Genomic DNA, 9,214 nt, shown 5'->3' on the forward strand with positions numbered 1-9,214 from the left:
ATTAATAGGTCCTGAGCCTAATTTATCAACTGCAATCGATACTGCAAGTCAATTGCATATAATATTGATCTTATGATGAATGAGGAAATACCGAGATGGATGTCAGGAAGTTTGTTGGAGGTGCTGTACTTGGTGCAGTTGCCTTCGTCGGAACCGCAGCCAGCGCCCAGGAAGTCAATGTATACTCCCTGCGTCAGGAATTTCTGGTTGAGCCCCTGTTTGAAAATTTCACTGCCGAGACCGGTATTGAGGTCAACGTGATCTTTGCCGAAAAAGGTCTGGTAGAGCGTATCAAGCAGGAAGGTGCCAACAGCCCGGCAGACATCCTGATGACGGTTGATATCAGTCGTATCCAGCAGGCGGTTGATGTCGGCGTTACTGCGTCCGTTTCCAACGACGTGTTGTCGACCAATATCCCGGCTCACCTTCGTGATCCCGAAGGTCATTGGTTTGCCCTGACCCAGCGTGGTCGTGCGATTTATGCCTCCAAAGAGCGCGTCGCAGAGGGTGAAATCTCCTCGTACGAAGATCTGGCGGACCCGAAATGGGAAGGCAAGGTTTGCACCCGTTCGGGTACGCACGTTTATAACGTCGCCCTGTTCGCATCCATGATTGCCGTTCACGGCGAAGAAAAAGCCAAAGAGTGGCTCGAAGGTCTGAAAAACAACCTCGCACGCAAGCCGCAGGGCAATGACCGTGGTCAGGTCAAGGCGATCAAGGAAGGCGAATGCGATATCGCAATCGGTAACACCTATTACTTCGGCAAGATGATGGACAACGAAGAACAGCGTCCGTGGGCCGAAGCCGTGAACATCGTCTTCCCGAACCAAGATGGCCGTGGCATGTCGATGAACATTTCCGGCATGAGCCTGATCAGAAGCGCACCGAACCAGGAAAACGCTGTCAAACTGATGGAATTCCTTGCCGGTGACGTTGCCCAGCAGATCTATGCCGAAGTGAACTACGAATACCCGGTCAAGCCAGGCGTTGAATGGGCAGAGAACGTCGAGTCCTGGGGCACCTTCAAGGCGGATGATATCTCCCTCGCAGAGATCGCACGCCTGACACCGGACGCGATCAAGATGGTTGATGAGATCGGTTACAACAAATAGCTTGCAGAAATCTAATAAAGCGAACGGAAACGGGCTTGGTGCAATCAACCAAGCCCGTTTCCATTTCATTACTATGCTGGCTTTTGAGCGTTGTCTTTAATGAGTAGGCAATCTTCAACGCACAGGGCACGATTTGTGATGGTGGGTTACGCTGCCCGAACCTTTTCAACAAAGGTACTCATCTGTGTTCGCAGATCGCTTGCCGATTTTGACAGTTCACGGGCACTCGCCAGAACCTGTGTTGCCGCAGATCCACCTTCTGCCGCGGCCTCACTGACCTGTACATTTGGATTCCGAACGAACCCAGGAACTGGGGCAGATGATGCGTCAGGCCGGATTGTCGATATAATCTTCAGTGGCAGATAATGTGATTTCACGGTGATGATTGCGGTCTGGTGGTAAATAATCTGATCACATTCGCAGTTAATGTGAGTTTGGCTCTGGCGATAAAATCACTTAATCTGAGCCGGAAAAGCGCGATAAGTGCAAGTTTGACGGATTATAAGTGCAATCCTCTATAGATAAGTATTTCACGACAAAGCCCTCGGAATGTCCGAGGGCTTTGTGAATTTAAGAAGTGAGTTTGAGGATAATGGCCCTCACTCTTCTTCGTCGGTACCTGTGTGTTCGTCAGCTACGAATTCGCCATCCATAAATGGTGACAAATCAACAGTGGGATTAGCATCTTGAAGTTTCGCTATTTCGTCCTTAGTACTGTTGGCTCTGTCCAGAACTGAATCATGGAAATCTTTCGTGCTGGTGATTTGAATAGAGTTGGAATAGAAACCGCCCAAATCTTCTCCGTTTTGAATGGCTTCAGCTTCCTTGCAGGCATTTTGGTGGCCATTGACAACCCACCGAATAGCGGCGGATACTGCAATGTTATGTTTCTGATCGGAGGTTTGTAGTGCGTGCTCAATCACTTCTGTCGCGTCAAAGGCACTCATTTCTTCAGTGTCATTTTTCCTGTCGTCTTCGTCGTTGTCTTCCGGGTCACCAACTAAAACTTGAGCAGCCTGTACGAAGTCAGAATTTTCATAGGCATTTTTCTCAGGTTGAGCGGTATTTGCAGTCATCACTTAAGTCCTTCTATAGGATATTTAGATTAATTCCGTGGATTGGCGTATTCAGAGAAGGCGTTAGGTAGTGATTTTTTCTGACATTTGATAAATTACTGATTTGGCTTCTTGCAGACCTCCCCAAATTGTTTCACTCAAGGCGATTATTGGAGGTGGGGAGGGTGTAACTGTTTGGCAAGCCCTCGGAAGAACAATAAGACCAGCAGAATGAATGTCGGGAAGGAATCTGGCTCTTTTTCTTTGGCCGAACAGCAGACTTACCGTATTGCCTTGAAAAGCGCGGAATTTCGCACATGAACCTCCTCTATTGCGGTGGTGGCTACCTCTGTGGAAACTCTGTTTAACGTACTTGTGTGCTTCCGATAACGCCTTCACATGCTAGCCGCAGCCATGTTGTGGTCATAGCCCGTCTCATTATGTACCAGTGCCCAAGCGCAGGCCGGACAAACGTGCCAGTGGTGGCGCCATCAAGATCGGGACTCGCCGGCATGGGTGTGCCAGCGGTCAGATCAGCCGCCCTATCAGGGCGGATCAGTTATCGTTGCTGTCCGGCTGGTAGGCGCCGTCCTCGTCATGAACTTCCTGGCCGGTCACCGGCGGGTTGAAGGCGCAGATCAGGCGCATGTCCTCGGTGCCACCGTACAGGGTGTGCTTGTCGTGGTTGTTCAGGGCGTAGAGGGTACCGTCGGTAATCTCGTGAACTTCACCCGTGGCGAGGTCCTTGATGTGTCCGTTACCGGCAACGCAGTAAACGGCTTCCAGGTGGTGCTTGTACCAGAAAGTGTGCTCGGAGCCTGCCTTGATGATGGTTTCGTGGAAGGAAAATCCCATTCCGTCCTTCTTGAGCAGCAGACGGCGACTGGTCCACTGCTTGTCGCTGACTTCACGCTCGGTACCAATGATGTCCTGAACTTTAACGATTTTCATGGGCGTATCTCATGATTGGTTGGCCAGAATCGGGCTAAAACACCTTATAGTATAAACGTTAGGCATCTATATATTTCAAGCGGCCCTTTCCTCCCGCCACTGGTTATACCCCTCCAAGGCGCTTTGGACCGGGGCCTCCAGCTTCTGCAGCTCCCCTCTGGTGAAGGTTGTGGTCGTGAGGTCAATTCAGGGCTGCTTCCTGGTGGGCAACACGGTGGTGTTGATAGAGCGCCTCGACGCCCTTGCGCAGCTGTCTTCCCGTTCCCGCCAGCGCTCCCGCAGGCGGGCTTTTCCAGCGCTTCCCGGCTGTCACTGCCTGGTGTGGCCGCTCCGAACGCCGCGAGAGGCTTAGCGTACGATATTTTCCGTTTCGTGAGGTGGCCCCTGAACACTTGCGTCACCGACTCTGCTGGATCGCGTACTGCGACGATGGCGGGTGACGCATGGCCTCACTTGCCTGCAGCGCCGGAGGCGTGGACCTCCGGCGCATCATCAGCGCCGGAACAAGGGCGGCCAGGAAGATCGCGCCGACGATAAAGAAGCTGTCCCGGTACCCCAGCATGTTGCCCTGGCTGTAGATCACGCGGCCAAGATAGTTCATCGCTCCGGCCTGGCGTATCGCTTCCGGCACGTCAGCCTGTGCAAGCAAGCCGGTTACTTCGCGCAGCATATCGGCCGTCGCGCTGTTGCCTGCATGCTGCGCCGCCGTGAAGCTGTCCACGTAGAGCTGAGACCGCCGTTCCAGAGCGATGGAAAGCAGGTTGACGCCGAAGGCGCCGCCGAGTTGGCGCACGAAGTTGATCGCGCCGGAGCCCTGGCCGAGCAGCGTCATTGGCAGTGCCTTGAGGGCGCCGGCGTTCAGACTCGGCATGATGAAGCCGAGCCCGATCCGGCCCAGCATGATCCACCAGGCAAACAGCCAGAAGGAGGTATCGGTATCGACGCCGGTCATCAGGAACGATGACAATGCGAAGACCGCCAGGCCGAACATGACCATGACATACGCCGGCGTCTTATCGGTGAGACGCCCGGCTATCGGGAAGACGAGCGCCAGGATCAGCCCCGCCGGCATCAGCAGCAGGCCGGAGCGGGTCGGCGTGTAGCCCTGGATCGTCTGCGCGAACAGCGGAATCAAGAAGGTCGAACCGTAGATTCCCGCCCCGAAGATGAAGGCCACGACGGACGCGCTCGCATAGACCCGGTTCGTGAAGAGCTTGAGATTGAGCATGGGCGCGGGCGTGCGCAGTTCCCAGACGATGAAGCCGATGCCCGAGATAAAGGCGACGGCGAAGTCGCGCAGGATGGAATCGGAGAACCATCCGTCACGTTGTCCATTCGACAGGCCGTTGAGCAAGGTCACGAGGAACACGGTCATCAGTCCGAAGCCGATCCAGTCAAACCGGCGCGGCGGACCCGAGGCTGCGCGCCCCGGCATGAAGATCGTGGCCATAAACAGGCCGATGAAGCAGAACGGCACGGCCATGAAGAACACATACCGCCAACTGAAACTGTCAACCATGATCCCGCCTAAGGTCGGCCCGAGAGCCGGGGCCAGCACCACGCCGATGCCGTAAATTCCCATGGCCGACCCGCGTTTCTCCGGCGGGAAGACCTGGAAGATCGTCTGCATGGCGAGCGGCTGGAGGATGCCGGCCGCGCCGCCTTGTAGGACGCGGGCCAGGATCAGCACGCCCTCGGCGGGGGCGAGCCCGCCCATGACGGAGGCGGCGATAAAGACTGTTAGCGCCAGCATAAAGGTCGCGCGCTGGCCGAGGGTCTCGACCATCCAGGCATTCAGCAGCATGGTCCCGGTCATCGCGGCGAGGAAGCCGGTGGAGAGAAGTTGCGCCTTGTCCTGGCCCATGCCGAAAGCGCCCATGATATCCGGCAGGGCTACATTGACGATGGTGGCGGTCAGGATGGTGGCGATGGTGCCCATCATCACCGTCGCCGTGACCAGCCAGCGATAGGACGGGCCGAAACGGGCAAACAGCCCCTCGATGCTGTCCGGGCGTGGCGCGCTAGTCACCGGCTTTGGCCTCCAGCTCCACCATCATACCCGGCTTGAGTTCGCCGCCGTCCTGCTGCACCGCGATGCGCACTGGCAGGCGCTGGGTGATCTTGGTGAAATTGCCGCTCGGGTTGGGGTTTGGCAGCAGGGCGAACTCGCTGGTGGCGGACTGCCCGACGCGCGTGACCCTGCCCTCAAAGCGCCGCCCCGGCAGGGCATCGACAGTGATCGTCACGGTCTTTCCCGGCCGGAAGAAGCGGATGTCGGTCTCTTTGACGTTCGCCTCGACGCGCACCCGCTGCGGGTCATGCACCATCAGCAAGCGCTGGCCGGGGGTGACATATTCGCCCTTGTCCACGAAGACCCGGTCCACAACGCCGTCAAAGGGCATGACGATGGCGCGGTCTTCGAGGTCGAGCGCCGCCCGGGCCTTTTGTGCACGAAGCCGCTGTTCCTCCGGGCCGAGTTCGGCGAGTTGGGTGCGGAGCACCGTGAGTTCCCCGCGCGCGGCTTCGGCCTCGGCAAGGTCGGCGCGGGCATTTTCCAGGTCCGCCTGGGCGCTCAACGCCTGTTGTTTTGCCGTCTCCAGCGCCGCCCGCGTCTGGTCCAGGCGCGCGCGGGTGATGGTGCCGCCAGGCGCCAGCTTCTCCGCCCGGTCATTGTCCTGTCTGGCAAGATCGCGTTGCGCCGTCGCTCCTGCCAACGCGGCCTCCGCAGCCCTCACCGCTGCCTGTTTGGCGGTAATACGACTTTGCGTCTGACGGTCGGTGAGAGCGATGCGCGCTTCGATTTCCTCGCGGCGGCGGGCAATCCCGGCGAGTTGCGCGGCAAGCTCCTCGACGCGGAGGCGGCTTTCCCGGTCGTCGATCCGGATCAAAACCCTGCCTCTCTGCGCGGCATCCCCCTCGGTCACTTCGAGCGCCGTCACCCAACCGGGAACCCGGCTGCTCATGGCAACAATGTCGGCGGCGACACGGGCGTCCGTCACAAAGACATGGGTGAACTGCTGATACAACCACCAGCCGCCGCCTCCGAGAACGATCAGCGCCGCCAGGATCGCGCCATACAGTCGCCATGGCCGGGTGCGGGCAGGAGGTGAAGCCGCCTCTGACCCAGCCTCCGTCTCCTTGTCGGGGGCTGGGCGCAGATCGGTTTCCGGATCGTCGCCCTGGCGTTCGAGACGGGTCACATGCTGGTCCACGGCCTACCCCTCATCGGTCTTCGTCCGCAGGCCGCATCGCCCTTGGGGTGCCGCCCAGCTTCCCGGCGATCTGCTCCAAGACCTTCAGGCAAGTCGCCACCTCGTCACTGGTGATGTCGGATAAGATTTCCGCGCGCACCGCCGCTGCGGTTGCTTCGATCCGTTCCAGGACGGGGGCGGCCTCCGCGCGCAAGTGAACCGATTTCGTACGCCGGTCGGCGGTTTCTGTCCGGCGTTCGATCAGCCCCTCGGCTTCCAGCCGGTCCAGCGTGCGTACCAGGGTCGGCCCCCGCACTCCGACCGCCTCGGCCAATTCACGCTGGGTTGCCGCCTGGGGCAGGCGAGAGAGATGTAACAGGGTCAACCAGCGGGACTCGGTGAGGCCAAAGGTGGCCAGCCGCCGGTCGATTTCGGCGCGCCACAGCCGGGCGACCAGCCCGAGGCGAAGGCCGAATTGTTCCTGATCGTCGAGGGGCTTCGTCATCTCATTGCCTGCATCATTATGTAGCTGTACTATAATCAATAGATAGCTAAGTATCAAGCTGTACTATAATCAATAGATAGCTAAGTATCAAATGGCGAGGGATGTAGCCCCCGAAGGCAGCACTGTCTAGAGCAGAGGGCCGGGAAAGGCGTTCCATCCCGATCACAGAAAGGAGCACCACGATGTACAGGACGATCCTCCTAGCCTATGACGGCAGCCGGCAAGGCCGTGAGGCGCTGGATCAGGGGGCCGAGCTGGCTTCGCTTTGCCAGGCTCGTGTCTATCTCCTCGCCGTCGTCGCCCATGAACTGGGTGTCGCGCTCGCTGAAGCGGCGGCCCCCTCAGACCTGCCGGAGCGAGAATATCAGGAAGTGCGCCGCGTGCTGACGGAGGGCGCGGAAGCGCTGCGGCGGGCAGGGCTTTCCGTCGACACGCGCCTCGCCGCGGGCAACCCCGCCGAGGAGATCGGTCGAATGGCGCACGAGGTCGGCGCGGATCTGGTCGTGGTCGGTCACCGCGAACAGAGCGCGCTGGCCCGGTGGTGGCACGGCTCCGTCGGCGCTTCGCTGCTCGCCCACGCGCCATGCAGCCTGCTGGTGGCCGTCGCGGACCGGTAGTTGTCAAGGAATATGTCGCAGGGTCTTCATCAAAGTCACTGCTTCGGCCTGGGCCAGAAAGGGTAACGCATCGCCGACCGCTCGTGTTGCCTCCCGGCTAGCGTTCCAACCGACAACGACACGTCGTCCAATCCGTCCGGCCGCCCATTCGTCCGGAATGAGTATAGTCGGGCGTCCAGAGCCGAAGATAACATGCTCGGCCATCCTGACCGTCATGGAAGGTTCGGGGGAGCTTTCGAAGGGAGGGACCAACGCCAGCCCTGCATAGCGCGCGTGTAGCATTAATTCCTCCGCTAACTCGCTCTCGGACAAGCGCCACTCTGCGCTAATGCCCCTTGCGCGAACCATTGTTTCAAAGCGCTCCCTGACCTGAGCCTCTGCGTCCCGAACACGCACTCGATGCTGTTCGAGCAAGGCGCGCATGGCAGGGCCGGCCACAGCGTGCGCATGAGGCATCGCTCTCAGTGGCGTTGCCACAAACACCGCTATCAGACAGGCATTCCAGCACGCGGCGATGTCAGCGGCGATCGCCAGTCGTCGGTCATAGGGTCGGGCTCCTCAAGAAAGACAACGATATCCTTAGGTAGCATGCTTCACCTCCTGGTCGCGTTTTCCATAACCTGCTCAAAAACACGCAGGGCGACTTCCAGGTCTTCGTCTTCGATGCCTTTCAGCATCTCGTCCCGCAACACATTCGCCCGCTCATTCAGATCGCTCATAAAGCGCTCACCGGCATTGGTAAGATACAGCAGCCTGGCGCGCCGATCACGCTCACTATGCCGACGTTCAATCAGACCCTGCTCCTCAAGGCTGTCAAGCAGGCGGACCAATGTCGGATTCTCGATGGTCATCAGGTGGGCTAACTCCCGCTGGGTCACTCCACCACCACCACGCGGCAGGCAGACCATGGTGAACCAACGAGCCTGGGTAACCCCAAGGTCTTTCAAGCGCTCATCCAGTAACTTGCGCCAGCGCCTTGCCACCCGAGCACTGGTGAAAGGAAACTGATCTCGAGGGATTTGTGGGTCCATACCGCTGTCCTGCTATTGATAATTCAGTACCAGCCGGGTCTTCGGCACGGCGTCTTCCAGGCAATCCGCATTCGCTAAGGTCAGTCCCCAGTCGAGTAGAGTCTGCAAGGCCGACAACAAGGCCAAGTTCCACTTATCGGTCAGAATGACATGAACTCGGGGCTGGGTGACCAAAAAACCCGTAGTTCAATAGGTTGAGAGTGTTTTTTGGCTATTTTTCACGTTTGTCTGCCAACCCTCAAATTCACTGGATCGCGAAACACACCTTTGAAAGCCCTCATGTAAGTGAGAGGAACGTAAAGTATTGGGCGAACGGCGTGATAGCCCTGTGGCGGAAGCTTTCAACCGAATTGCGTTTTAAGGATGATAGGGCGGCAGATATCGAACTTGATGATCATACGGATGAAGCGCGTTTGCAAAACCTGTTCACTGAAGCACTCGAAAAGCTGCGTGAAGATGCTGCACAGGGCGATCCGCGAACAGATTCCAGATTGGGGGAACCTAATGGCTAAGTTAAGCTGGAACAAATTTACGTCTGCTCATCCGAAATCGTATTCATTCACTTGCAGTGTCGCTTCTGCCCTACCGAAAACGAAGCGATTTGACAATAAAGGGATGAAACTACCGTCTCCCTACACCCTTTTTTGCGAATGGTTGAATGCCAATCTTGTTGGAGATTGGACCAGCGTGAAGATTACAGGAGGATTTATGGTGAAGGTTTCAGATTTCAAGTAAGCGTCCACTCACGGCTA

9 protein-coding genes are annotated in these 9,214 nt (G+C 57.8%); 3 read left to right on the plus strand and 6 right to left on the minus strand.

Annotation, left to right across the window (positions count from 1 at the left end; all coding sequences use genetic code 11):
* Nucleotides 1-95: 95 nt before the first annotated feature.
* Entirely contained in the window at nt 96-1,112 is a 1,017-nt protein-coding gene (locus tag THS27_RS25155) for a Fe(3+) ABC transporter substrate-binding protein (RefSeq protein WP_085595613.1), read from the plus strand.
* A 599-nt stretch (nt 1,113-1,711) separates the two neighbouring features.
* On the opposite strand, the gene THS27_RS25165 is transcribed toward THS27_RS25155, so the two are convergent.
* From THS27_RS25165 to slyA, 5 genes are all read right to left on the minus strand, one after another.
* Nucleotides 1,712-2,188 (minus strand): hypothetical protein, encoded by a 477-nt coding sequence (locus THS27_RS25165; protein ID WP_085595616.1) that lies wholly within the window; start codon nt 2,186-2,188, stop codon nt 1,712-1,714.
* 534 nt (nt 2,189-2,722) lie between these two features.
* Nucleotides 2,723-3,118 (minus strand): ectoine synthase, encoded by a 396-nt coding sequence (locus THS27_RS25170; protein WP_085595617.1) that lies wholly within the window; start codon nt 3,116-3,118, stop codon nt 2,723-2,725.
* 397 nt (nt 3,119-3,515) lie between these two features.
* Nucleotides 3,516-5,147: a DHA2 family efflux MFS transporter permease subunit gene (locus THS27_RS25175; protein WP_085595619.1), complete on the minus strand. Its 1,632-nt coding sequence runs from the start codon at nt 5,145-5,147 to the stop codon at nt 3,516-3,518.
* Entirely contained in the window at nt 5,140-6,330 is a 1,191-nt protein-coding gene (locus THS27_RS25180) for an HlyD family secretion protein (protein ID WP_168185009.1), read from the minus strand. The genes THS27_RS25175 and THS27_RS25180 overlap by 8 nt, the downstream gene beginning before the upstream one ends.
* Before the next feature lie 10 nt (nt 6,331-6,340).
* On the minus strand, nt 6,341-6,814 hold the full coding sequence (slyA, locus tag THS27_RS25185; RefSeq protein WP_085595621.1) for a transcriptional regulator SlyA: 474 nt from the start codon (nt 6,812-6,814) through the stop codon (nt 6,341-6,343).
* 182 nt (nt 6,815-6,996) lie between these two features.
* Between slyA and THS27_RS25190 the strand changes: the two genes are divergently transcribed.
* A complete protein-coding gene (locus tag THS27_RS25190) occupies nt 6,997-7,431 on the plus strand; it encodes a universal stress protein (RefSeq protein ID WP_085595623.1) in 435 nt (144 codons plus the stop codon).
* A gap of 593 nt (nt 7,432-8,024) precedes the next feature.
* Here the strand turns inward: THS27_RS25190 and THS27_RS25200 are convergent.
* The gene (locus THS27_RS25200; RefSeq protein ID WP_085595627.1) at nt 8,025-8,462 is read right to left on the minus strand and encodes a MarR family transcriptional regulator; all 438 of its coding nucleotides are present in this window, start codon (nt 8,460-8,462) and stop codon (nt 8,025-8,027) included.
* A gap of 200 nt (nt 8,463-8,662) precedes the next feature.
* On the opposite strand from THS27_RS25200, the gene THS27_RS26770 reads away from it, so the two are divergent.
* On the plus strand, nt 8,663-8,974 hold the full coding sequence (locus THS27_RS26770) for a hypothetical protein (RefSeq protein WP_139835747.1): 312 nt from the start codon (nt 8,663-8,665) through the stop codon (nt 8,972-8,974).
* The last annotated feature ends 240 nt before the right edge of the window (nt 8,975-9,214 follow it).

It is taken from the genome of Thalassospira sp. MCCC 1A01428 (genome assembly GCF_002115825.1).
Classification (GTDB): Bacteria; Pseudomonadota; Alphaproteobacteria; order Rhodospirillales; family Thalassospiraceae; genus Thalassospira.